The sequence below is a fragment of the Micromonospora sp. NPDC049044 genome (assembly GCF_040649215.1).
In the GTDB taxonomy this organism is placed as follows: Bacteria; Actinomycetota; Actinomycetes; order Mycobacteriales; family Micromonosporaceae; genus Micromonospora.
Window position 1 is genome coordinate 46,419 of record NZ_JBEZFA010000013.1, and the last position, 22,558, is coordinate 68,976.

Consider the following 22,558-nt stretch of genomic DNA (forward strand, 5'->3'; position numbering starts at 1 on the left):
AAAGGACCCGACATGTTCCGTTACATGATCTCGTTCACCTACAAGGTCCCCCAGGGCGCGGGCTTCATGTCCGTCGAATGGCCGCTCTACCGGCACATCCGCTCCATGGACGACATCACCACCATCACCAACGACCTCCGCAGCAACGGCTACATCGAAGCCGTCGTCCTCAGCTTCTCCCTCTTCGCCGACCCCGCGCCCGCCCCACAGGCGGCGTCATGACCACCTCCAAGAACGGCCGCGTCTACGCCTACATCGGCGCGTTGTCCGGCGGAACGGTCTCCGTCGCCGCGAACATCGCTCACTCGTTCATCGCCCCGAAAGACGCTCCGCAGAACTGGAGCCCGGAACCGGGCGCGGTCATCTCCGCGATCGTCTGGCCACTGTTCCTGTTCATCGCCATCGAGATCCTTGCCCGCACGCCCTGGCCCACCGGCTGGGGCTGGAACGTGCTGCGCTGGGTCGGGCTCCCGCCCGTCGCCCTGGTCGCCGCGTTCGTGTCCTACCGGCACCTGTCCGGACTACTCGACCACTACAACGAGGAAACCCTCGTCGTCTGGTTCGGTCCCCTCGCCGTCGATGGCCTGATGCTCATGGCCACCGCCGCGCTACTCGCCACCGGAAACCGCAAAACCCGGCCCACCGAAACTGTCCCGGCACCTGCGCCAGCCACCCTCGCCGAGGCGTCGTCACCCGACATCCCCGCCTCGCCGACGGTCCGCCCGGCCGCCGCGACCCCGGCCACCAACCCCGCACCCGAGATCACCGCACCTGCCTACGAACCTGTCACCCTGCCCACCTCTGGCGAGGACACCGACACCCCGACGACGGTCGAGCCCACCCCGGACACCACCGACAAGGACCCGACCCCGGCACCCACCGCGCCTGCGGTAACCGCCGGCCCCGCGCCCGCGCTGCTCTCCGGAGCCCGGATCGTCGCCAGCGCCCACGAAAAGGCCCACGGTGAACCCATCACCCCCGGCCAACTCGCTGTGCGACTGCGCATCCCCACCCATACCGCCGCCGACATCCTGACGGCCCTCAACACCCAACCGAACATCAACGACAAGGCACACAACGGCACCGCTGTTGGAGCCACCGCGTGACGTCCTCGACGCTGCCTCTCGCGCCCGAAACCACCACGGTTTCGGGCACGGGAGCCTCCGCTGAGTCCGCCGCCTACTGGCCCTGGGCTGCAACCACCACCGGCCCCCGCGACCCCGCCGCCGACGGGTGGGTACGCGGGCACGATCCCCGCACCGTCGCCTCCGGTCGCGCCCGCGCCCAAGACCCCGACTACTCCGAATGGCTCGGCCACGTCCGCGCCGCCTCGGCGTGCAAGCACCCGATCCGCCTCGCCGGGCAGATCCACGTCAACGACGCCGACGGCAACCGCATGGCCACCGTCGACACCGCCGACATGCCCGACGGCGCGATCTACACCCCCTGCGGCAACCGCCGCGCGAACGTGTGCCCGTCCTGCGCCGAGCTGTACCGCCGCGACACCTACCACCTCATCAAAGCCGGCCTGCAAGGCGACCGATGGGGACTCCCGCCGCTCAACGAGCACATCGCCATCTTTCTGACCGCTACCGCGCCGTCGTTCGGGCCAGTGCATCACCGGGTGGTGAAGGTGCACGCGGCGGATTGTCGGAAGAAGGACGGCTGCACCTGCCGGCCCTCGGTGTGTCACCCGTTCGGCCGGAACTGCCCGCACGGTGTCGAGCTGCGCTGCGGGCAACGCCACAAGGCCGCAGACACCCACCTCGGGCAGCCGTTGTGCCTGGACTGCTACGACCACACCGGACAGGTCGTGTGGAACCACGAAGCACCCGAGCTGTGGCGCCGCACCATCCAACAAGCCGACCGGGAACTACGCCGCCTCGGCCGGGCACACGGCGTGGACCTGCGCCGCCGCTACATCAAGGTCTACGAATTCCAGGTACGCGGCGTCATCCACTACCACGCCCTCATCCGCCTCGACGGCTACAACCCCGACTGCCCCGAGGCCATCGTCCCCCCGCCCCCAGCGGTCACCCGGGACCTGTTCGAGGCTGCCGTCCGGGCCGCGTTCCTGAAGACCGCCTACACCTCCGCTGGCCACCCCGGCAACGGCGGGCAGGGCTGGCACATCGCCTGGGGTGACAAGGGCCTAGACCTCAAGCACGTCAACGCACCGGGCACCGAGGTCAACCTCGCCCAGATCACCGGGTACATCGCCAAGTACGTCACCAAGAGCACCGAGGTAACCGGTCTGAGCCTGCGCCGCGTTGACGACCTCTCCGTCGAAATCCACGGCGACCCCGCAACGCACCTCGGCCGGCTTATCCGCGCGTGCTGGGACCTCGGGGAGCACCCCGACTACGCCCGCCTGCGGCGGTGGGCGCACCAGTTCGGCTACGGCGGGCACATCGCCACCAAGAGCCGCGCGTTCTCCGTCACCCTCGGCTTCCTCCGCATGCAGCGCACCATCTGGCGACGCACCGAAGGCCACCCGCACACCTGGGACGACGAGCAGACCGAACGGGTCATCTACGAACTCGGCTACCAAGCCACCGGCTGGATCACCACCGGTGACGCGCTGCTCGCCAACACGGCCGCCGCCATGGCGCGCGCACAACACCTCGCCGGCCTCGACGCCCTGGCCGACGAACTCACCGCCGCCCGCGCGGTTCAACCCCTGGCCGCTTGACACGTACGTGTCAACGACCTGTGAAGCCGTTCCTTGACAACTCCACAGCGCACGCAACACCCCCCACCCACCGACCTGGAAGGAGCACGCCGTGCCCACACGTCCCCGCCCCCTGGTCGCGGTCCGGCTCATCGGTCCGACCGCCACCGTCACCACCCACGCCGCCACCATCGCGGCCCAACTCACCGCCCACTACGGCCGCGACCGGGTCACCTGCCGCACCAGCACCCGACCCGCCGGCTACAGCGGCGAAAGCCGCACCTACATCACCATCACCCGAAAGGAGCCCCGATGACCGCACCCACCCCTACCTCGACGCCGGAACTGTGGTCGATCACAGAGACGGCCGCGTTCCTCCGCATCCCCGTCGGCACCCTCTACCAATGGCGTCACCGCCGGACCGGCCCACGTGCCTCCAAAGTCGGCCGTCACCTGCGCTACAACCCGGCCGACGTCCGGGCCTGGCTCGAAGACCAGGCGGCCTGACATGGCAATTGACGACCTCTGGTACCTGACCAAGCGCGGCCCGGACAAGAAGCGCCTTCCCTCAAAACGACACGGCAGGGGGAAACGTTGGCGGGTCCGTTACACCGACGCGTCGGGTGAGTCCCGAGAAAAGCTGTTCGAACGCAAAAGCGACGCGGAGACCTTCGACCTCAACTGCCGCTCGGGCGTCGCGGAAGAGGTCAAGGTAAGCCGCGAGCTGGAACAGCTTACTTTCGCGATGTACGCGCAGCGATGGAAGGAATCACGCGAGTCGGGGTGGAGCATCGAGACACAGCGACGTGTCCCGCAAAATCTTCGGAAGCGTCTTCTGCCGACATTCGGTGAGCAACCCATCCGGTCGATCACCCTGACCGACGTGATGGCCTGGCTCGGTCGGATGCTGGACGATCAAACCGCGAAGTCGTCCATCGGCCTCTACTTCGGCGTCCTCAAAGCGATCCTGAATGCCGCCGTCATCGACAAGGTGCTTGAGGACAACCCCTGCGACGGCGTGAACCTCACACAAGTGCTGCGGGGGATGTCGCGGGCACCGAAGTGGGTACCGACTGAGGACCAGGTCCTCAAGCTCACCGAGGTTGTGCCCCGACGATTCCGGGCCGCCATATGGCTCGGAGCCGGTGAAGGCTTGCGAATCGGTGAAGCCCTCGGCCTGGAAGACAGCTCACGGTGCCTGAACGTCGCTCACGACGAACTTCATGTCGTCCAGCAACTGCGGCACTCCCGGGAGCACTTCGGCGGCTTCTACCTTGCCGCACCAAAAAGCGGATCGACAGGGACGGTCGACCTCGATGCCGTGGTTGCTGAGGAAGTTGCAGCCCACATCAAAGATGTCGGCCCCGTCGAATTCGAGCTGCCGGACATCACCAGTGAAGGCAGGGTCACTCGTCCCGTCGCACTCCTGTTCACCACCACACGCGGGAAGCTGATAAACGGCCGGTACTGGTCTCAGATGTGGGAGGACTGGCGGTCCGCCGCAGGCTGGCCCAAGGAAGGAACTTTCCACTCCCTACGCCACTTCTTCGCCACCACGCTGATGAGCAACGGCGTCGAGCCCCAGCAGGTGCAGCACGCACTTCGGCACGCCAGCCTACGGATCACGCTGGAAACCTACGTTCACTGGCTGCCGAAGAAGGATCGGCCGCGCGGCCTTGTCGGGCAAATCCTCCGCCGGACCGACGCCGGCCAGACAGGCACCTCGGCGAACCAAGATCGGCACTAGGTTGTGCCCTGGCTGTGCCCGATGATCTTCCTCGGGCGTTCTAGCAGGTCAACAGGGGTCGTAGCCACCCAAACAGGGATTGCACGTACTAATCCCGCATGGGGTATGAGGATCATCCGCATCGGGGCGGATCACCATGCTGGCCTGGGCGAACCCTTTCCGTTGCCTGACACTGGTTGACAGCCCTTGGTCAACGTGGTCGTGGCCGGTGGGTCGGCGGTGGGCGCTCGGGCCCCTTGCGGTACTAAGACAGGGTGAGTGCCGCAACCGTGACGCCCCTTGCCCTGTCCACCGTCGGGTCGGTGAACTGCCAGGGCGATTCCTCCTGCGAGTTCCTGTACGAGATGACCCATTCGGCGTGGTTCGCCGAGGGCAGTTACTGGATCCTGCTCAAGCCGCTGCGGGTGCTGCTGATCCTGGCGCTGGCGATGGTGGCTCGCTGGGCGGTGCATCGCACGATCAACCGGTTGGTCCGCACGACTACCGACGGCGCGGTGCCGACGATGCTGCGTCCGCTGCGCGAGCGGGTGCCGAGCGCGGCGGCCGACCCGACCGAGTTCGTGCCGGAGCGACGACGGCAGCGTGCCGAGGCGATCGGCTCGGTGTTGCGGAGCCTGACCACCGCGTTCGTCTTCGGCATCGCGCTGCTGATGATCCTGCGTGAGTTCAGCTTCGACCTGGCCCCGCTGCTGGCCAGCGCGGGAATCGCCGGGGTCGCGCTGGGTTTCGGCGCGCAGAGCCTGGTCAAGGACCTGATCGCCGGCCTGTTCATGCTGATCGAGGATCAGTACGGGGTGGGCGACAACGTCGACCTGGGCGAGGCGATGGGCGTGGTCGAGGCGGTCGGGCTCCGGGTGACCACCGTGCGCGACGGGCGCGGAGTGCTCTGGTACATCCGCAACGGCGAGATCATCCGAGTGGGCAACAAGAGCCAGGGCTGGGCCCTCGTGGTGGTGGACCTGCCGATCGGCTTCAACAGCACCGAGGAGGCCACCGCCGTCCTGCGGACCGCGGCCGCCTCGGTGGCGATGGACCCGGAGCTGTCGCCGGAGATCGTCGAGGCGCCCGAGGTGCTGGGCGTCGAGCAGGTGACGGTGGACGGTGCGGTCATCCGGACGGTGGTGAAGACGACAGCGGACGGCCAGTTCGCGGTGGGCCGGGAGTTGCGGAGGCGGCTGGCGGAGTCGCTGGAGAACTCGGGGATCACCGCGCAGATCGCCGCTGGTCGCATCTTCCCCGGGCTGCCCACCCGGCCGCTGTCCGAAGGGGAAACGGGCCAGGGTGGTGCCACCTGACCCACCCGACATTGTCCTCGAATCCGGGGTCGCGAGCCGCCCGGCCCCTCAGGTATCGTCCGTTCGTTCAGTCGGGGAAGCGACGAACGACCCGTTCGACCTAGATAGTTGTCAGACGATCGGGCAGAATCCGGAGCACGCGTTCCCGCCAAAGCGTGATCACAACCTCGCTGATCCGTAGATCTGACGAGCGCTTCCGGCCGGGCTGCCACGAGCGGCCGACCCGGAGGCCGATGGAGGCGACGGTGCCCGACGAGCGACCTTCCGCGGAAGGCCCAGCTACTTTTCGCGAGGTGTTCGCCCAGCAAGAGTTCCGCGCCGTGTTCGTTGCGGGCGCTCTCTCCTGGGTCGGCGACTACGTCGCGAAGGCTGCCGTCACCCTGCTCGTCTATCAGAAGACCTCGTCGGTCGGGCTCTCCGCGGCTGCCTTCGCTGTCAGTTTCCTGCCCTGGCTGCTCGGCGGTCCGGTGCTCGCCGCACTCGCGGAGCGGTACCCGTACCGGCGGGTGATGGTGGCGTGTGACCTGATCCGGATGGCCCTGATGCTGCTCATCGCCATCCCGCAACTGCCGTACCAGGCAGTGCTGGTGCTCATCTTCGCCGCCACGCTCGCCAACCCGCCGAGTCAGGCGGCGAAGTCCGCGTTGATGCCGCAGATGCTCGCCGGGGACCGGCTGGTGCTCGGGTTGTCGCTCAACAGCAGCGTGGGGCAGGCGGCCCAGATCGTCGGGTACGTGCTCGGCACCGCCGTCGCCTCGATCGACCCGCAGGTCGCGCTGCTGTTCAACGCGGCCACGTTCGGTGCCTCGGCGCTGCTGGTCCGCCTCGGAGTGCGAAACCGTTCGGCGGTGCCGAACCCGGCGCAGCGCGGTCACCTCCTGCAGGAGACCCGCCAGGGCTTCGCCATCGTGTTCGGCACACCGGTGCTGCGGGCGATCGCGGTGCTGGTGTTCAGCGCGATGCTCTTCTCGGTCCTCCCCGAGGGGCTCGCCGTCGGCTGGGCACACGACGAGGGTCACGGCGACATGAGCGCGACCACGGCCCAGGCAGTGATCATGGTGGCCGGCCCGGTCGGTTTCATCCTCGGCGGGTTGCTGGTGAGCCGCCTGTTCGGGCCGGCCCGCCGGCTGAAACTGATGCGGCCGCTCGCGGTGCTCGCCCCCCTGATACTGGTGCCGACGTTGCTCGACCCGTCCCCCCTGGTGGTGGCACTGCTTGCCGCGCTGTGTGGATTCGCGGTCGCCGGCATGCTGCCGATGGCGAACGGGCTCTTCGTCCAGGCCCTGCCCAACGGCTTCCGGGCCCGCGCCTTCGGGGTGATGGCGACCGGTGTCCAGGTCATCCAGGGTTTCGCCGTGCTGGCGACCGGGTTGATCGCCGACCGCTTCGACAACATCCCCCTGGTGGTGGGGCTGTGGAGCGCGGCCGGCGTGGTGCTGATGGCGGTGGCCGCGCTGCGCTGGCCGGATCGGCAGGCGTTCAGCGACGCGATCGCGGCGGCCACGGCGGCCAATGCCGAGCCGATCGAGCACCCGGACGCCCCCGCCACCGGCGGCGACCCGGCGGCAGGCCCTCCCGAGCCACGTCCCGGCGACCGCCGGCACGTGGTCACCTGATCCGGACCCGCCGGCCCGGATCGGACGGACCCGGCGGGCGCGGCGGGCTCGACGGGATCGGCGGACCCGGGCAGGCCGGGAGCCCGGCATCGGCCCGGCGTGATCCGACGCACGGTGTGCGGGTCGGTCCGGCGCCTGGCGCACCTGGCAGGATGGAACGGTGAACCCCGCAGGTGAATCCGAGCGTCCCGGTGCTTCGACGACCCTCTTCGAAGCCGTCGGCGGCGAGCCCACCTTCCGCAGGCTGGTCGACGAGTTCTATGCCGGCGTGGCCACAGATCCACTGCTGCGCCCGATGTACCCGGAGGACGACCTGGGGCCGGCCGCCGATCGGATGACCCTGTTCCTGATGCAGTACTGGGGCGGCCCGAACACCTACTCCGCCCAGCGTGGCCACCCGCGGCTGCGGATGCGGCACGCGCCGTTCCGGATCGGCGCGGCCGAGCGGGACGCCTGGCTGCGCAACATGCGCCGGGCGGTGGACCAGCTCGACCTCGATCCGGCGATCGCCGCCACGCTCTGGGACTACCTGGAGCGGGCCGCGTACTTCATGGTCAACGCCGAGGAGGACCCGGCCCACGGCGGCTGACCGCCCGGCCGGGGCAGCCTCAGAGCAGCGCGCCCTCGTCGTGCAGCCAGTCCACGAAGCTGGTGGCCACCGCCGCGCCGCAGTCGAGCATCTCGACGAGCAACGCGTCGTGGGTGCCGGCGCCGAGCGGCACCTGAAGCTCGGCGTAGATCGGCAACTGCCCGCGCTCCGTCGGGTCGCCGATGTACGCCTTGCAGAACCGCCGGGTGTGGTTCCACTCGTTGACCACCCGATAGGCCCGGTCGGCCCAGTCCGGTGGGACCGTGGCGTGCGGGCGGGCCCGCATGACCAGGATCTCGTCCTCTGGCCCTTCGAGGGTGACAAGCACCGCGTGCCGCTCCCACATGGCCAGCAGGTTGCCGTCGCCGTCGGCCAGATAGCGCACGTCGAGCAGGTCGAGTGCGTCGCAGACGCGGCGCAGACTCACCGGCTCGACAGTGGCCAGCATCTCGGGTAACACCGGTCGTTCGCTGGCCGGGCAGTCGTCTCCCGGCTGGCGAGGGTTGGGCGGTCCGACCCGGACCGCGCTCTCCACTGTGATCCCGCTTCGGGTTTCCGGATCGCCGCCGTCGGCGGGACCGGGGCGCCATGACCACCACGGCATCGCTCGTCGCACCTCACTCCCCAGCGGATCCAGACGCCTACGGTGCGTTGGATCCGAGCATGGACGGTACCCGGACAGCCGAGTTGAGGCACCCCCCCAACGACCGCACCAGCCCAGAAGAATGAGCAGGGGTCAGCCGTTCGGAGGACTACCGAGGGGTCTCACCGCAAGATCCGTGGCGGTCTGCGACCACGCCGCTCCGTATGGTCCCACCAGGCCGACCCAACGCCCGGCCACCCGCACCTGAGCGGTCGCCTCGCCGGGGCCGCCGGTCGGGCCGTCGGCGGCACCGAGGAAGCCCATCCGGACCACCCCCTGCACCAGCCGCTGCGACACCTCGACCGGCGGGGCGGGCGGCCCGTCCGGCGTGACAAGCACCGCCACGTGATCGAGCAGCGCGTCCCGCAGCGCCCGCTGGCCCACCGCGCGCCCGGCCACGCCCTGCTCGCTCGCCGTGCGCAGGGTGCCCGCCGCCGCGTCCGCGATCCGCCGCAGCTCGCCGACGGGCAGCGCCTCCACCATCCGGCTACGCGCCGGAGGCAGCGGCCAACGCCACTGCGCGTCCCGGCGGACCGGCCGGGCCGTACCACCGCGTTCCAGTTCGGCGAGCAACTCCGCGGCCGCCACCGTGACGTCCTCGGCGGCGCCGTCGGCTGGCCCACCGGCCACCGTCCGGACCACCAGGACCTGCCAGGGCAGGCGGGCCCAGAGGGCGATCCGACCGGGCCCACCGGCCGACCGCAACCGGACCGGTGCGGCCGGATCCAACCGGACCAGCCGGGCCAGGAAGGCACCCGCGTCGGCCACCCCGGCCACACCGTGTGTCGGGGTGGACGCCGTCGCCCCTCCCGGGCCCGGCCGGGTCATGCCAGGCCGCCCTGCGGCGCGTAGGTGAGCAGGAAATCCCGCTCCTCGGTGGTGATCCGCCGGGGCACCTGGGAGGTCAGGTCGAACGGCACCAGCACCGAACGGGCCCGACTGGCCAGCACCTCGCCGTCGTACAGCTCGTAGGCGACGGTGAACGAGGCAGCCCGGATCTCCTCCACCCACAGCTCGATCCGGACGGTGGGCGCGGCCTCCGCGGTGGCCCGACCCAGCGCGTAGTCGACCGGGCGCAGGTAGTCGACCTCGTGCCGGCGGATGACCACCCCGTCGGCGAACGAGCCGACCCCCCAGGCCCGCCCGCCGGCGAACATCAACGCCACCCGCGCCTCCTCGTACAGGGTGAGGAAGCGCGAGTTGTTGACGTGCCCGTACGCGTCCAGGTCGGACCAGCGCAGCGTGCAGTGGTAGACGAACCGGTCAGACACCGTCTGCGCCGGTCAGTCGCGGGTCAGCTTGCGGTAGGTCACCCGGTGCGGCCGGGCAGCCTCCGCGCCGAGGCGGTCGATCTTGTTCTTCTCGTACGCCTCGAAGTTGCCCTCGAACCAGAACCACCTGGACGGGTCCTGGTCGTCGCCCTCCCAGGCCAGGATGTGCGTGGCGACCCGGTCCAGGAACATCCGGTCGTGCGAGATGACCACGGCGCAGCCGGGGAACTCCAGCAGGGCGTTCTCCAGGCTGGACAGCGTCTCCACGTCCAGGTCGTTCGTCGGCTCGTCGAGCAGGATGACGTTGCCGCCGATCTTCAGGGTCAACGCCAGGTTCAGCCGGTTGCGCTCACCACCGGAGAGCACCTTCGTCGGCTTCTGCTGGTCCGGGCCCTTGAAGCCGAACGCGGCGATGTACGCCCGCGACGGCATCTCGACCTTGCCGACCATCAGGTAGTCAAGCCCGTCGGAGACGACCTCCCAGACGGTCTTGTCACCGTTGAGGCCCTCGCGGTTCTGGTCGACGTACGACAGCGAGACCGTCTCACCGACCCGGACCGACCCGCTGGTCGGCTCCTCCAGCCCGACGATGGTCTTGAACAGCGTGGTCTTGCCGACGCCGTTGGGGCCGATGATGCCGACGATGCCGTTGCGGGGCAGCGAGAACGACAGGTTGTCGATGAGCAGCCGGTCGCCGAACCCCTTGCTGAGGTTGTTCGCCTCGATCACCGTGCTGCCCAGGCGCGGGCCCGGCGGAATCTGGATCTCCTCGAAGTCGAGCTTGCGGGTCTTCTCCGCCTCGGTGGCCATCTCGTCGTACCGGTCCAGGCGGGCCTTGGACTTGGTCTGCCGGGCCTTGGCGTTGGAGCGGACCCACTCCAGCTCCTCGGTGAGGCGCTTCTTCATCTTGGCGTCGCGGCGGCCCTCGACGGCCAGTCGGGCGGCCTTCTTCTCCAGGTAGGTGGAGTAGTTGCCCTCGTACGGGTAGGTCCGGCCACGGTCCAGTTCGAGGATCCAGTTGGCCACGTTGTCGAGGAAGTACCGGTCGTGGGTGATCGCCATGACGGTGCCGGCGTACTTGGCCAGGTGCTGCTCCAGCCAGGAGACGCTCTCCGCGTCCAGGTGGTTGGTGGGCTCGTCGAGCAGCAGCAGGTCGGGCGCCTCCAGCAGCAGCTTGCAGAGCGCGACCCGGCGACGCTCACCACCGGAGAGCTGGGTCACGTCGGCGTCCGGCGGCGGGCAGCGCAGCGCGTCCATTGCCAGTTCGAGCTTGGAGTCGACGTCCCAGGCGTCGAGGTGGTCCAGCTCCTCCTGGAGCTTGCCCATCTCCTCCATCAGCTCGTCGGAGTAGTCGGTGGCCATCTGCTCGGCGATCTTGTTGAACCGCTCCAGCTTGGCTTTGGTCTCGGCGACCGCCTCCTCGACGTTGCCGAGCACGGTCTTGGCCTCGTTGAGCGGGGGCTCCTGGGCGAGCATGCCGACGGTGTAGCCGGGCATGAGCCGGGCCTCGCCGTTGCTCGGCTTGTCCAGGCCTGCCATGATCTTGAGAAGGCTCGACTTACCGGCGCCGTTCGGACCGAGCACACCGATCTTGGCCCCCGGCAGGAAGCTCAACGTCACGTTGTCGAGCACGACCTTGTCGCCGTGCGCCTTGCGGGCCTTTTCCAGGACGTAGATGTACTGGGCCACGGTGCGGGCTACCTCCGTCGGTTGCTGTCGCTGATCGGCGGCACGGGCGCGGGCTGTGAGGACCGCCCACCGCCGCCGGCCGGGAGCCGGCCGCGCGCACGCCATCGTCAATCCTGACAGGTACGGCGCGCTTCGCCCACATCACCCCACCCCAGGAGTACGCGGGCGAGCCTCCTTGCCGAGCATGGTATTACTCGCTAGCGTCCTTGGTATGACCAAGAAGATCGCCATCAGCGTGCCGGATGACGTGGCAGAGCGGCTGGCCGCCGAGCCCAACGTGTCCGCCTTCGTGACGGAGAGCATCCGCCAACGAATGGCCGGTGAGCGAACACGGCGGACCCTGGAGCAGCTCGGCTTCAAAATCACCGACGAAGGGCTCGCGGAGGCCGGGCGCAAGTTGGATCAGGCGCGCCAGGCGATAACTCCCGAGTTGCGCGCCAAGGCCGCCGCGCTGCTGAACGAGGCGTCGCGGGGACGGATGCAGGTCTGTGACTGACGCGGGACTCGTACTCGACACGACCGCACTGTTGGCCTACTCCGAAGGAGAACCGGCTGTTGGCGTCCAGATCGCCAAGGTTGCCTACCGCCGGGAGTCCGTGATCATTCCGGCCATGTGCCTGACAGCCGCGTATCGCCGGGTGTCTAGCGACGGCTGGCCGCTGCTTGACATCGTCTCCGATCTCGAAGCCGTACTTGTCACGCCGGTCGATCACAACATGTGCCCCATCCTGGGGGGCTGGTCCCGCCTCCTGGGCAGCATCGACCTCGCCCAGGTTGCGATCGAAGCGGCAGCCCGAGCGGTCGTTCCGATCATGACGGATCGGCGGGAGCTGCTCGGCGAGGTACTGCCGAAGGAATGGCCGATCATCGACCTCTGAGGCACTGGCTGTCGACAAGATCACCTCCCGGATTTTGAGGAGCACGAGGCGGGTAGGAGACTCCGGCACTAGGCACAAGACGCCGCAGCTACGCTCAGTACGCTGATCGCGGTGGACCCGTCAGTACCCGGAGGTGGCCGATCGTGACCGTCCGTAGCTCCTTTGTCGTAGTGGCGAACCGTCTGCCGGTCGACGAGGTGAGCACCCCCGAGGGCCGGCAGTGGCGACGCAGCCCTGGCGGGCTGGTCACCGCGTTGCACCCAGTGCTCGCCGAACACCAGGGCACGTGGGTCGGCTGGGCCGGTGGCACCGGTGCCGCCCCCGAGCCGTTCGACCTGGAGGGGATCCGGCTGCACCCGGTCCCGCTGAGCGCTGAGGAGTTGGAGCGCTACTACGAGGGCCAGTCCAACGCGACGATCTGGCCGCTCTACCACGACGCGGTCGAGACGCCCGCCTACAAGCGCCGCTGGCGGGAGGCGTACCGCCTGGTCAACGCCCGGTTCGCGGAGGCCGCCGCCGACGTCGCGGCCGAGGGTGCGACGGTCTGGGTGCAGGATTACCAGCTTCAGCTGGTCCCCGCGATGCTCCGTGAGCTGCGCCCGGACCTACGGATCGGGTTCTTCCTGCACATCCCGTTCCCGCCGATCGAGCTGTTCATGCAGATGCCGTTCCGCACCGAGATCCTGCGCGGTCTACTCGGTGCCGACCTGGTCGGCTTCCAGCAGCGGCTGGCCGCGCAGAACTTCGTCCGGCTGGCCCGGCACCTGCTCGGACTGCGCTACGAAGGGCAGATGATCCAGGTCGACGGTCGGCAGGTGAAGGCGGGCGCCTTCCCCATCTCGATCGACACCCAGGAGATGGAGCGGATGGCCGCCGACCCGGCGATCCAGGCTCGGGCCAAGCAGATCCGTGCCGAGTTGGGCGACCCGAAGACGATAATCCTGGGCGTGGACCGGTTGGATTACACAAAGGGCATCGAGTTGCGACTCAAGGCCTTCCGGGAGTTGCTTGCTGACGGAAAGTTGACAGTTCCCGACGCGGTTATGGTGCAGGTGGCCACACCCAGCCGCGAGCGGGTCGAGCACTACCAGGCACTTCGAGTCAAGGTCGAACGTGAGGTTGGCCGGATTAATGGTGAATTCGGCCGGGTCGGCGTGCCGGCCGTGCATTACCTGCATCAGTCGTACAGTCGCAGTGAACTGGCCGCGATGTACGTTGCCGCCGACGTGATGATGGTGACACCGCTACGCGACGGCATGAACCTGGTAGCCAAGGAGTACGTGGCGTCCCGCGCCGATCAGGGTGGCGCGCTCGTGCTCAGTGAGTTCGCCGGCGCCGCAACGGAGCTGCGCCAGGCCTTTCTATGTAACCCGCACGACCCGGACGCGGTAAAGGATGCCCTGCTCCGGGCCGTGCACGTGGAGAAAACCGAGGCACGCCGCCGGATGCGGACAATGCAACGTCACCTGCGTACCCACGACGTGGGCCACTGGGCCAAGTCTTTCCTCTCCGAACTCGGAGTCCCCGAGGCGGAGGCCGAGTGAACACGACAGTCAATGATGGGGCGGCCATGGCCACCGGGGTGATGGACCCCGAGCTGCGCGCCGCCATCGGCCGGATCGCCCGGGTCCCCCAACTCCTGGTCGCCTGCGACTACGACGGCACACTGGCGCCGATCGTGGAGGATCCCAGCACAGCCGTCCCGCTGCCCGAGTCGGTGGCCGCGGTCCGCGCGCTCGCCGCGCTGCCGCAGACCACAGTGGCTGTCGTCTCCGGCCGGGCGCTGCGCGACCTGGCCGCGCTGTCCCGACTGCCCAGCGAGGTGCACCTCGTCGGCAGCCACGGCTCCGAGTTCGACATCGGTTTCGTCGAGCGACTCTCGCCCGAGCTGGTCGCGGTGCGCCAGCGGGTGCGCAACGCGCTGCGCGAGATCGCCGCCAACCACCAGGGCATCCGGCTGGAACGCAAGCCGGCCAGCGTCGCCATGCACACCCGAGGGGTCGACCCGCAGGTCGCCGCCGCCGCCATCGAGGCGGTCCGCAACGGCCCGGCGACCTTCGACGGCGTCACGGTGACCCAGGGCAAGGAGGTCATCGAGCTCTCCGTCGTGGCCACCCACAAGGGCACCGCACTCGACCAGCTGCGGACCCAGCTCGCCTCCAGCGCGGTGCTGTTCATCGGCGACGACATCACCGACGAGAACGGGTTCGCGCACCTGCACGGCCCCGACCTCGGCATCAAGATCGGCCCCGGGGACACCCAGGCCGGTTTCCGGGTCGCCGACCCGCTGGAGGCCGCCCGCGCGCTGGCGCTGCTGCTGGAGACCCGTCGACACTGGCTGTTCGGTGAGCGGGCGGTGCCGATCGAGCGCCACTCCATGCTGGCCAACGGCCGTACCGTCGCGCTGCTCACCCCCGAGGCCAAGGTGAGCTGGCTCTGCCACCCCAAGCCGGACTCGGCGGCGATCTTCGCCGACCTGGTGGGTGGCAGCCCGGCCGGTCACTTCAGCGTCGCCCCGGAACGCGGCGGCATCCCGCTGGGCCAGCGCTACCGCTCCGGCACGATGACAGTGGAGACCCGGTGGTCCGGGCTCACCGTCACCGACTGGCTGGACAAGCCGGCCCGGGAGACCACTCCGGACGACAGCCCCGCGGTCATCACCGGCGACTCGACCCTGATCCGGGTGCTCACCGGCAGCGGCAAGGCCCGGGTGGAGTTCGCGCCGAGGCCCGAGTTCGGGCAGGTCGCCGTGCAGTTGCAGCCACTCGGCGACGGCCTGCTGGTGCTCGGCTCCAACGAACCGGTGGCGCTCTACGCCCCCGGCGTGCAGTGGGAGGTCGGCAACGACGGCGGGTACGAGACCGCCAAGGCGATCGTCGACCTGTCCGCCGCCGGTGGACAGGTAGTGCTTGAGCTGCGCTTCGGCACGCACAGCCTGGAGCACCACCGGGTGCCGATCCACGAGCGGCAGGCCGCCGCCGAACAGCCGTGGAAGGACTGGGTGGCCTCGCTGCGGCTGCCGTCCACCGCCCGTGACCTGGTCGCGCGCAGCGCCCTCACCCTGCGCGGGCTCTGTCACGAGGCCACCGGCTCGATCCTGGCCGCGGCGACCACCTCGCTCCCCGAGGAGCTGGGTGGCGTCCGCAACTGGGACTACCGCTACTGCTGGCTGCGCGACGCCGCGCTGACCGCCCGCGCACTTGTCGACCTCGGCTCCGTCGAGGAGGCCGAGGCGCTGCTGCGCTGGGTGGACGGCTGCATCGAGCGCACCGGCGGGCACCCGGAACGGCTGCACCCGCTCTACACCATCGACGGGTACGAGCTGGGCGCCGAAGCGGTGATCGACACGCTGCCCGGGTACGCCGGCTCCCGGCCGGTCCGGGTCGGCAACCTCGCCAACCACCAGCTCCAGCTCGACGTGTTCGGTCCGATCGCCGACCTGATCGCGGCCGTCGCCGACGCCCGCGGTTCGGTTCGCGAGGACGAGTGGCGGGTTCTGGAAAACATGGTCGAGGCGGTCCGCCGCCGTTGGCACGAGCCCGACCACGGCATCTGGGAGGCCCGGCTGCCACCCCGGCACCACGTCTTCTCCAAGGTGATGTGCTGGATGACAGTCGACCGGGCGCTGCACGTGATGCGCGAGCACGGCGGCGAGGACCGGCCGGAGTGGAAGGACCTGCGCGACCGGATCGGCGCCAACGTCCTGGAGCAGGGCTGGCACTCCGACGTCGAGGCGTACAGCGTCGCGTACGGGGACGAGGACATGGACGCCTCGTCACTCTGGATCGGGCTGTCCGGCCTGCTCCCGGGTGACGACCCGCGCTTCCTGTCCACAGTCCTGCGCATCGAGGCCGACCTGCGCAGCGGTCCGGTCGTCTACCGCTACCACTGGGACGACGGCCTGCCCGGCCGCGAGGGCGGCTTCCACATCTGCACGGCGTGGCTGATCGAGGCGTACCTGCGCACCGGCCGCCGCACCGACGCCGAGGAGCTGTTCGCCCAGATGGTGCTCACCGCCGGCCCGACCGGGCTGCTCCCCGAGCAGTACGACCCGCTCGCCGAGCGCGGGCTGGGCAACCACCCGCAGGCGTACAGCCACCTGGGTCTGATCCGCTGTGCCCTCCTGCTCGACAACATGCTCAAGCAGTAATCGGGCAACGAACCACGACGGGCCGGAGCAGGCTGCTCCGGCCCGTCCTCCGTGCCAGCCCCCCTCCCCGGTCGATCATGGACTTGTGGTGCCCGTTGTGCGGATGATCGCGGCATTTGTCCACCACCACAACTCCATGATCGACCCGGGGGGTGCGGCGGACCACGGGCACCCGCTCGACAGGGCTGGGGCCTCGCCGCGCTCCGTCGCCTCAGCCGTCGAGCGCCTCCACCACGTCGCCCACCACGACGACTGCGGGCGGGCGCAGGTCGGCGGCGAGCAGGTCGGTGGCCACCGCGCCGAGCGTGGACCGCAGCACCCGCTGGGTGCCCGTGGTGGCCTCCTGAACGACGGCGGCCGGCGTCTGCGGTGACCGACCGTGGGCGATCAGGGTGGCCGTGATGGCGGCGAGGTTCTTGAGCCCCATCAGGATCACCAGGGTGCCGTGCAGGCCGGCGAGGGCGTCCCAGCGCACCAGTGAGGCCGGAGCGTCGGGTGCCAGGTGCCCGGAGACCACAGTGAACTCGTGCGCCACCCCCCGATGGGTGACCGGGATGCCAGCGGCGGCCGGCGCGGCGATGGAGCTGGTCACCCCGGGCACCACTGTCACCGGAACGCCGGCCGACGCGCAGGCCAGCAACTCCTCGCCGCCGCGGCCGAAGACGTACGGATCACCGCCCTTGAGCCGTACCACGAAGGCACCGGCCAGGGCCCTGTCGACCAGGATCTGGTTGATCTCCTCCTGGGCGCGGGACGGTCCATAGGGGATCTTCGAGGCGTCCACCAGCTCGACGTCCGGGCGCAGCTCGTCGAGGAGCAGCCCGGGCACCAGCCGGTCGGCGACCACCACGTCGGCCTCGGTGAGCAGCCGCCAACCCTTCACGGTGATCAGCTCCGGGTCACCCGGCCCCGCCCCGACAAGCGCCACCCGCCCGGCCCGCCGCCCACCGGCCGCACCGGCCGATCCGGCCGCGCCGGCCACACCGGCCGCACCGGCCGCGTCGGTCGTGCCGGTCGTGCCGGTCGACTGGCTCGGCGTCGGAGCGACTCCGTCCGGTGCCAGGCGGACCGCCAGGAGGTCGCGGATCGCGTCACGGACGGTCATCGCCCGGCGGGGGTCGCCGCCGCCGAGCACCGCCACGGTGACCGGGCCGTGCCGGGTCACCGCCGGGGTCCAGGCGGTGGCGGCCGTGCGGTCGTCGGCCCGGACGCAGAAGATCCGCCGCTCGGCGGCGACGGCGCTCACCGAGGCCGCCGCTATCGGGTCGTCGATCGCCACCTGGACCAGCCAGGCGCCGTCCAGGTCCTCGGGCAGGAACCGGCGCGGCACCCAGTGCAGCCGACCCGCGTCGACCCGGGCACGCAGTGCCGGGGTCAGCTCCGGGGAGACCAGCAGGACGTCCGCACCGGCGTCCAGCAGCGCGGGTACGCGCCGGGTGGCGACCGCGCCGCCGCCCACCACGACCACCCGCCGCCCGTGCAGCCGCAGACCGAGGGGGTACGGATTGGAGGTCACGCCGCACCACCGGGGCGGAGGGTTCGTTCGCCGCGTGTGGTCACTTCTCGGCCACCCCGGCGGAGTCGAACGTCGCCACCTCGTGCAGCACCCGGACCGCGCCGGTGACCACGGGCAACGCCAGCAGCGCGCCGGTGCCCTCGCCGAGGCGCAACCCCAGGTCGATGAGCGGGTCGAGGCCGAGGTGGCGCAGCGCCACAGTGGCACCGGGCTCGGCCGAGCGGTGGCCGGCGACCATGGCGCCTACCGCGTCCGGGGCGAACGCGGCGGCGGCGAGCGCGGCCGAGACCGCGATCACGCCGTCCAGCAGCACCGGTGTGCGGCGCGCCGCGGCCCCCAGGATCAGCCCGGCCAGGGCGGCGTGCTCCAGGCCACCGACGGCGGCCAGCACCCCCAGCGGGTCGGCCGGGTCGGGGGTGTGCCGGGCCAGCGCGGCCCGTACCACCGCCACCTTGTGCGCGTACGTCGGGTCGTCGACCCCGGTGCCCCGACCGGTGGCGTCGAGCGCGTCGACGCCGGTGAACGCGGCGATCAGCGCGGCGGCCGGGGTGGTGTTGCCGATACCCATGTCCCCGGTGAGCAGGATGCCCGCCCCGGCGTCGATCAACTCGTCGGCGATCCGGATGCCGGTCTGCACCGCCGCCAGCGCCTCGTCCCGGGTCAGCGCGGCGGTCACCGTGAGGTCCCGGGTGCCCCGACGGACGGACGCGACAACCAGCCGGGGCACGGCCGGGTCGAGCACGGCCGGGTCGAGCACGGCCGCGTCGGCGACGGCCGGGTCGACGACGGCCGGGTCGACGACGGCCGGGTCGGCGGGCAGCGGGGTCGCCACGCCGACGTCGACCACTGTGACCGACGCGCCGGCCTGCCGGGCGAACGCGTTGACCACCGCTCCACCGGCCAGGAAGTTGCCGATCATCTGCGCGGTGACCTCCTGCGGCCAGGGGCTCACCCCCTGGGCGTGCACCCCGTGGTCACCGGCGAAGATCGCCACTGCGGCCGGCTCGGGCAGCGGTGGTGGGCAGGCTCCGGCCAGGCCGGCGAGGCGTACCGAAAGCTCCTCCAACGCACCCAGCGAGCCCGCCGGCTTGGTCAGCCGACCGTGCAGCTCGCGGGCGGCGGCCATGGCCGCTTCGTCCGCCGGGCGGATCGCCGCGATCGTGGTCTCCAGCATCATGCCTCCATGGTCTCGCGCAGCACGTCGATGAACGCGTCTGTGGTGTTTCGGTCGCGTACCGCCACCCGCAGCCAGTCCGGCCCGAGACCGGGGAAGGTGTCGCCCCGGCGGACCGCCCAGCCGCGCTCGCGCAGGGCGGCGCGGATCTCACTCGCGCCCGGCAGGTGCAGCAGGACGAACGCACTCGCGGGACGGCCGACGACGCGTACCCCGGGCAGGTTTTCCAGGCGGGCGACCAGGTGGTCGCGGTCGGCGGCGAGATCGGCGGCGATGGCGCGCTCGGCCCGGACGGCGACGTCTGTGGCGCAGGCCGACGCGGCGGCGAGCGCGGGCGTGGAGACGGCCCAGAGCGGCTGGACGGCGGCCAGCCGGGCCAGCAGGTCCGCGGCGCCGAGCAGGTAGCCGATCCGCAGCCCGGCCAGGCCCCAGGTCTTCGTGAGGCTGCGCACCACGAGCAACCCGGGCAGGTCGCCGCGTTCGGCAAGTGACTCCGGTTCGCCGGGGTGCCCGGCGGCCATTGTGGTGTCGGCGAACGCCTCGTCGACCACGAGCACCCGGCCGGGGCGGGCCAGCGCGGCCACCGTCCGCGCGGGGTGCAGCACCGACGTCGGGTTCGTGGGGTTGCCGATCATCACCAGGTCGGCGTCGGCGGGCACCCGGGACGGGTCGAGCCGGAAGTCGTCGGCGGCGTCGAGCAGCACCCGCTCGACCCGGTGCCCGGCGGCCCGCAGCGCGGCCTCCGGCTCGGTGAACTGGGGGTGCACCACCACCGGCCGGCGCACCCCGCGCAACGCCTGGGCGATCAGCACGAAGCCCTCGGCGGCGCCGGCGGTGAGCAGCACCTCGTTCGGGTGACGGTGGTGTCGGGCGGCGACCGCCGCCCGGGCCGGCGCCGGGTCCGGGTAGCGGGCCAGGTCGGTCAGGGTGGCCGCGACCGGTTCGGCCAGCCAGGCGGGCGGACGCGCCCGGCGGACGTTGACGGCGAGGTCGATCAGGCCGTCGCCGACCTCGACGTCACCGTGGTGCGCCAGGTCGGGCTCGATGGCGGCGATCGGCTCGGGCATGTTCGCGATCCTGCCGGGAAGGCGGCCGTTGGGACAGACGATCTCGGCGTAAGCCACGTCACCACTCGTCGGTTTATGAGTTCTTCTCAGGTACGAATCGGAAATGTCATAACTTGGCCATGTGAGTAACCGACCCCTTACTGCCGCTGGTCGACTCGTCCCTCTCCTGCGCGCCGGCCTGATCGCCGGCATCGTGATCGCCGCCGTCGCGTACCCACTCGTCGCCCTCACCGGGATCGGCGCGAAGGCCACCGCGCACGCCGTGGAGCAGAAGACCAAGATCCTGACCACCGCCCTGCCCGCCGAGACCTCGTACGTGTACGCGCCGGACGGCAAGACCGTGCTGACCATGTTCTACGAGGAGTACCGGCAGTACACGAAGCTGTCGGACATGTCGCCGAACATCCAGCAGGCGATCGTCGCCGCCGAGGACAACCGCTTCTACCAGCACCACGGCGTCGACCCGAAGGGCGTCGCCCGCGCCTTCGTGTCGAACGCCCGCTCCGGGGGCTCCCAGGGCGCGTCGACCCTGACCATGCAGTACGTCCGGATGGCCCTGCGGGACAGCGCGACCACCCCCAAGGAGGTGCAGGAGGCCACCCAGCAGACCAGCCTGCGCAAGGTCAAGGAGATGCGGATGGCGCTGGACCTGGAGAAGGAGTTGAGCAAGGAGCAGATCCTGGAGCGCTACCTCAACTCCGCGTACTTCGGGCACCGGGCGTACGGCATCTACGCGGCCAGCGAGATCTTCTTCTCCAAGACCCCGAAGGACCTCACCCCGGTCGAGGCCGCCACCCTCGCCGGGCTGGTGAAGTCCCCGTCGGAGTACGACCCGGCCGACTCCGACCAGAAGGAGGCCACCGGGCGGCGGGACTACGTGCTGGACCGGATGAGCCAGCTCGGGTACCTCTCCCCCGACTCGGCCGCCGCCGCCAAGTCCGAGCCGATCCGGCTGAAGCTGACCACCCCGCCACACGACTGTGCCGCGGTGACGGAGAAGTACAACAGCTGGGGCTTCGCCTGCGACTACCTGAAGAACTGGTGGAGCGCGCAGCCCGCCTTCGGCGCGACCCCGCTGGAACGGATGGACAAGCTGCGCCGGGGCGGCTATCGGATCGTGCTCAGCCTCGACCCGAAGATCCAGGCGGCGGCCGAAAAGAACGTCGGCAGCAAGGAGGCCACCGGCAGCCCGTTCGCCAACGGGATCGTGGTCTCCGAGCCGGGCACCGGCCGGGTGAAGGCGATGGCGGTGAACCGGACGTACTCACTCGACCTCAGCGAGAACCCGCCGAGTTCCAACCCCGAGGCCGGGCCGAAGGTGAAGGCCAACTACCCGAACACGGTGGCGCCGCTGCTCGGCGGCGGTGACCTGGCCGGCTACCAGGCCGGGTCGACGTTCAAGATGTTCCCGATGCTTGCCGCGCTGGACTCGGGGATGACGCTCTCCACCTCGTTCAACGCCCCCTACCGCTACAAGTCGGCAGTCTACGACGGTTGGGCGCCCTCCAACGCCAGCGCCGCCATGACCGGCCAGCAGACCATGTGGTCCGGCTTCGGCAAGTCGGTGAACACGTACTTCGTGTGGCTGGAGGAGAAGGTCGGCGCGGACCGGGCGGTCCGGTTGGCCGAGCAGCTCGGGCTGCGGTGGCGCACCGACGTCGACCGGGAACAGGCGTCCCCGACAAAGGTGAAGAAGTGGGGCGCGTTCACCCTGGGCGTCTCCGACGCCACGCCGCTGGAGATGGCGAACGCCTACGCCGCCATCGCCGCCGACGGCCGCTACTGCGAGGCGATCCCGGTGCAATCGATCATGAATCGGGACGGCACGCCCGCCACGTACGCCACCCCCGGTGGCATCCATCGTGAGGTGGCCAAGCCCCGCTGCCGGCAGGTGGTCAGCGCGGACGCCGCTCGGGCGGCCACCGACGCCGCCCGCTGCCCGACCGGAGACACCCCGGCGCGCGGTAGCTGCGGCGGCTGGTCCACCGCCGACAGCGTGCGGGGCACTGTCGGACGCCCGGTGGCCGGCAAGACCGGCACCACCGACAGCACCCGGTCCGCCTGGTTCGTCGGCTACACCCCGGAACTGGCAGCGGCGAGCTTCATCTCCGACCCGGACAACCCGTTCAACGCCGTGGGTGACGGGCAGTCCCAGATCCCGATCAAGGCGGTCTCGGAAACCCTCCGCGACGGGCTGAAGGGCACACCGACCCGCCAGTTCACCCCACCGTCGGACGCGATCGTCGGCTGAC

21 protein-coding genes are annotated in these 22,558 nt (G+C 70.4%); 14 read left to right on the forward strand and 7 right to left on the reverse strand.

Going from position 1 to position 22,558, the window contains the following annotated elements:
• Positions 1–12: 12 nt before the first annotated feature.
• From AB0B85_RS13515 to AB0B85_RS13555, 9 genes are all read left to right on the forward strand, one after another.
• A complete protein-coding gene (locus AB0B85_RS13515) occupies positions 13–222 on the forward strand; it encodes a hypothetical protein (protein ID WP_357406865.1) in 210 nt (69 codons plus the stop codon).
• A complete protein-coding gene (locus AB0B85_RS13520; protein WP_357406867.1) occupies positions 219–1,106 on the forward strand; it encodes a hypothetical protein in 888 nt (295 codons plus the stop codon). The genes AB0B85_RS13515 and AB0B85_RS13520 overlap by 4 nt, the downstream gene beginning before the upstream one ends.
• Positions 1,103–2,692, forward strand: coding sequence for a replication initiator (locus tag AB0B85_RS13525; protein ID WP_357406869.1), 1,590 nt, complete (start codon positions 1,103–1,105; stop codon positions 2,690–2,692). Before AB0B85_RS13520 ends, AB0B85_RS13525 begins: the two co-directional genes overlap by 4 nt.
• 91 nt (positions 2,693–2,783) lie before the next feature.
• Positions 2,784–2,987, forward strand: a complete 204-nt coding sequence (locus tag AB0B85_RS13530) for a hypothetical protein (protein ID WP_357406871.1) — start codon at positions 2,784–2,786, stop codon at positions 2,985–2,987.
• The gene (locus tag AB0B85_RS13535; RefSeq protein ID WP_357406873.1) at positions 2,984–3,178 is read left to right on the forward strand and encodes a helix-turn-helix domain-containing protein; all 195 of its coding nucleotides are present in this window, start codon (positions 2,984–2,986) and stop codon (positions 3,176–3,178) included. The genes AB0B85_RS13530 and AB0B85_RS13535 overlap by 4 nt, the downstream gene beginning before the upstream one ends.
• A 1-nt stretch (position 3,179) precedes the next feature.
• Positions 3,180–4,418: a site-specific integrase gene (locus AB0B85_RS13540; protein WP_357406875.1), complete on the forward strand. Its 1,239-nt coding sequence runs from the start codon at positions 3,180–3,182 to the stop codon at positions 4,416–4,418.
• Positions 4,419–4,702: 284 nt separating this feature from the next.
• Positions 4,703–5,713: a mechanosensitive ion channel family protein gene (locus tag AB0B85_RS13545; protein ID WP_357407099.1), complete on the forward strand. Its 1,011-nt coding sequence runs from the start codon at positions 4,703–4,705 to the stop codon at positions 5,711–5,713.
• Between the two features lie 233 nt (positions 5,714–5,946).
• The gene (locus AB0B85_RS13550) at positions 5,947–7,329 is read left to right on the forward strand and encodes an MFS transporter (protein WP_357406877.1); all 1,383 of its coding nucleotides are present in this window, start codon (positions 5,947–5,949) and stop codon (positions 7,327–7,329) included.
• A 160-nt stretch (positions 7,330–7,489) separates the two neighbouring features.
• Complete coding sequence (locus tag AB0B85_RS13555; protein ID WP_357406879.1) at positions 7,490–7,918, forward strand: globin; 429 nt, start codon at positions 7,490–7,492, stop codon at positions 7,916–7,918.
• A gap of 19 nt (positions 7,919–7,937) precedes the next feature.
• Here the strand turns inward: AB0B85_RS13555 and AB0B85_RS13560 are convergent, their stop codons facing one another.
• From AB0B85_RS13560 to ettA, 4 genes are all read right to left on the reverse strand, one after another.
• A complete protein-coding gene (locus AB0B85_RS13560; RefSeq protein WP_357406881.1) occupies positions 7,938–8,522 on the reverse strand; it encodes a YbjN domain-containing protein in 585 nt (194 codons plus the stop codon).
• Between the two features lie 132 nt (positions 8,523–8,654).
• Entirely contained in the window at positions 8,655–9,389 is a 735-nt protein-coding gene (locus tag AB0B85_RS13565; protein WP_357406883.1) for a hypothetical protein, read from the reverse strand.
• Positions 9,386–9,832, reverse strand: coding sequence for a thioesterase family protein (locus AB0B85_RS13570; protein ID WP_357406885.1), 447 nt, complete (start codon positions 9,830–9,832; stop codon positions 9,386–9,388). The genes AB0B85_RS13565 and AB0B85_RS13570 overlap by 4 nt, the downstream gene beginning before the upstream one ends.
• Positions 9,833–9,844: 12 nt before the next feature.
• Positions 9,845–11,521: an energy-dependent translational throttle protein EttA gene (gene ettA, locus AB0B85_RS13575; protein WP_357406887.1), complete on the reverse strand. Its 1,677-nt coding sequence runs from the start codon at positions 11,519–11,521 to the stop codon at positions 9,845–9,847.
• Positions 11,522–11,732: 211 nt separating this feature from the next.
• On the opposite strand from ettA, the gene AB0B85_RS13580 reads away from it, so the two are divergent.
• The 4 genes from AB0B85_RS13580 (at position 11,733) to otsB (ending at position 16,549) form a co-directional block, all read left to right on the forward strand.
• Positions 11,733–12,017: a hypothetical protein gene (locus AB0B85_RS13580; protein ID WP_357406889.1), complete on the forward strand. Its 285-nt coding sequence runs from the start codon at positions 11,733–11,735 to the stop codon at positions 12,015–12,017.
• On the forward strand, positions 12,010–12,399 hold the full coding sequence (locus tag AB0B85_RS13585; RefSeq protein WP_357406891.1) for a hypothetical protein: 390 nt from the start codon (positions 12,010–12,012) through the stop codon (positions 12,397–12,399). Before AB0B85_RS13580 ends, AB0B85_RS13585 begins: the two co-directional genes overlap by 8 nt.
• A 143-nt stretch (positions 12,400–12,542) precedes the next feature.
• Entirely contained in the window at positions 12,543–13,943 is a 1,401-nt protein-coding gene (locus tag AB0B85_RS13590) for a trehalose-6-phosphate synthase (protein WP_030488230.1), read from the forward strand.
• A gap of 26 nt (positions 13,944–13,969) precedes the next feature.
• Complete coding sequence (gene otsB / locus AB0B85_RS13595; protein ID WP_357407101.1) at positions 13,970–16,549, forward strand: trehalose-phosphatase; 2,580 nt, start codon at positions 13,970–13,972, stop codon at positions 16,547–16,549.
• A gap of 211 nt (positions 16,550–16,760) precedes the next feature.
• Here otsB and cobA read toward each other — a convergent pair whose 3' ends face one another.
• Genes cobA through cobC form a run of 3 tightly spaced genes read right to left on the reverse strand, consistent with a single transcriptional unit; the run spans position 16,761 to position 20,306 of the window.
• Positions 16,761–18,065, reverse strand: a complete 1,305-nt coding sequence (cobA, locus tag AB0B85_RS13600) for a uroporphyrinogen-III C-methyltransferase (RefSeq protein ID WP_357406893.1) — start codon at positions 18,063–18,065, stop codon at positions 16,761–16,763.
• Between the two features lie 40 nt (positions 18,066–18,105).
• Positions 18,106–19,239 (reverse strand): nicotinate-nucleotide--dimethylbenzimidazole phosphoribosyltransferase, encoded by a 1,134-nt coding sequence (locus AB0B85_RS13605; RefSeq protein ID WP_357407103.1) that lies wholly within the window; start codon positions 19,237–19,239, stop codon positions 18,106–18,108.
• Positions 19,239–20,306, reverse strand: a complete 1,068-nt coding sequence (cobC, locus tag AB0B85_RS13610; protein WP_357406895.1) for an Rv2231c family pyridoxal phosphate-dependent protein CobC — start codon at positions 20,304–20,306, stop codon at positions 19,239–19,241. Before cobC ends, AB0B85_RS13605 begins: the two co-directional genes overlap by 1 nt.
• Before the next feature lie 121 nt (positions 20,307–20,427).
• On the opposite strand from cobC, the gene AB0B85_RS13615 reads away from it, so the two are divergent.
• Positions 20,428–22,557: a transglycosylase domain-containing protein gene (locus AB0B85_RS13615; protein ID WP_357406897.1), complete on the forward strand. Its 2,130-nt coding sequence runs from the start codon at positions 20,428–20,430 to the stop codon at positions 22,555–22,557.
• Position 22,558 lies beyond the last annotated feature (1 nt).